Source organism: Priestia megaterium NBRC 15308 = ATCC 14581, assembly GCF_000832985.1.
Classification (GTDB): Bacteria; Bacillota; Bacilli; order Bacillales; family Bacillaceae_H; genus Priestia; species Priestia megaterium.
Genome location: NZ_CP009917.1, coordinates 1 through 2,048, shown reverse-complemented (window position 1 = coordinate 2,048; position 2,048 = coordinate 1). Strand labels below are relative to the sequence as shown.

Genomic DNA, 2,048 nt, shown 5'->3' with positions numbered 1-2,048 from the left:
GGGATTCATTCAATCTCTAATTCATTGATCAACTTTTTATTAAGCTTTCGATACTCATCTTCTGTTAGTTTTCGTTTTTCGTCCTCGACATATTTACCTTTGCCCCAAGAGTACATCAAAGCATAAATATACTCCGTTGTATCGACTTCCTTGTATTTATCTATTTCACCCTCTTCAAAGAGCTTAGAAGCCGTTTTGAAGAGTCCTGAGTACACAATAAGCCTTTTACCTTTTAAAGCTTTGTAAAAAGTCTTAAAGACGTTCTCGTTAATCAAATAGTCGCTATCCTTAGCTGAGTACTTCGCAACTTCAGAAATCTCTTTATGATTGTTCTGTTTAATCTTACGGACATCCACTTGTGTAATGCTAGGATTGTCCGTTACCTGTTGCCATAACTCAAGCCATTTATCACGTTTTATGTATTGAGTAGGCTTATTGAAATAACTTTTATTGACTGCTATCATCACATGAAAATGCGGATGATAGTCATTCCGTTCTTGGTTATAGGTTACCTCTAATTTTCTTACATAGCCTTTTGTTATACTTTTAATTTCTTTTCGTTCCATCAATTTTTTGAAAGATTGATTATATTTTTTAATTTCATTATCGAGATCCTCAGCCGATACATTAGGAGCCGTTAGGGTTAAAAAAATAAATTCTTTTTGATGTTCTGCTTGTATGTATTTCATTAAGATTGAGAGTTTCAAAGCGTCTTTTCTTGCCTTACGCCACGCACAAACCGGACAAAATCGATTTTTGCAAGAATTGCCCTTTATTTGTTTTTTATGTTCCAATGTTTCATCACTCGCAAACATAAGAAAAGTTGAACACTCCTTTATAATTTCTAAACTACTTCCAGAAATTAATGGTTTAATAAAATTCAATAATGCTAGATTTTTTTTCTTTTTAGGTGTATATTTTTCAGTAACAATTGAAAAACTTTTAGACATAAAAACTTGCTCCTTTGGGATTAATGTATTTGTTTTGAACTAGACACTTAAAACACTACATTAGTATCCTAAAAAAGGCAAGTTTTTTTCGTTATATCCCTTGTCGCTCTAAGCGTCAAACGACATTAACCCAAATCGAAGATGTTACCCTTATTATCAAGATAAGAAAAAAAACGTTCACGCCCTCGATTTTGCGGGTGTTTTTTTGTGTTTTCTCTCGCCCTCCATTCGCTATTTATTACTCAGAAAAAGCCGTTTCCTTTTGGTTGCGAGCCTCTACCCTTAAAATCCCGTAAAGCATACCCCGTCGGGAAAATTCGCCCTCTGGGGCCTACTTCACGAAATTTTACTATAAGGGTTTTCTCATCAACAAAAAGACTACGTTTTTTCCTCCGTCATAAACCACTCACTAAATTTAGGGGCAAGCTACGGGATCGTGACCACATCCCCAAAACTTTGTTTTGCCTTGCTAAGAAGTTTCCTAGAACCTTTCGTGTCACTTTGCTCGATTTTGAGGAGAAAAATATCCAGGTAGAGAAACACATGGCGCAATTATACATAACTCCGTTTTGTCATTGCGAACCGATTTTAATCGGTTGATTGGCATAGCCAAATTGTGCAGCATCTTTTTTCAAAAGTGCCGATAAAGAAAACGCCCATTTACACACCACAAAAAACGTGGTTAGAAATGGTTACCCTACGGGACAGGAAATAAAAAATAAAAAGAGCGATCTTCATCGCTCTTTACCCTTTTCAAATTCGCTTGTTTATATTTCACTACTCCAGTAAACTTTTTTGACTTATGTGTATCTATAATCAAGTTAAGTAAAAAAGAAAACCAAAAACCTTTTTCCAAAACACTTATCGGCTTAAGCCGATTCAAAGCAACTCAAGTTGCTCATTTTAACAAAAGGCAATGACGCCTCCACCACCGGTACAAAGTTTGTATTAATGCAGTACCCCTAAAAGAGTAGATACCGATTAGCAAACAAAACATCCTTTGCTTAAATCGCAAAGGATGTTTTGTTTTTTATTGCGAAGCAATCGCACACATTGGAACAATGTATAAGTGCGCCCTTGCTCATTTTAATTCGCTTC

Annotated in this window: 1 protein-coding gene; it reads right to left on the bottom strand. The window is 35.4% G+C overall.

The genetic code is table 11. The features are described from left to right. Window positions 1–5 precede the first annotated feature (5 nt). Complete coding sequence (locus BG04_RS00070; protein ID WP_034656384.1) at window positions 6–950, bottom strand: protein rep; 945 nt, start codon at window positions 948–950, stop codon at window positions 6–8. Window positions 951–2,048 lie beyond the last annotated feature (1,098 nt).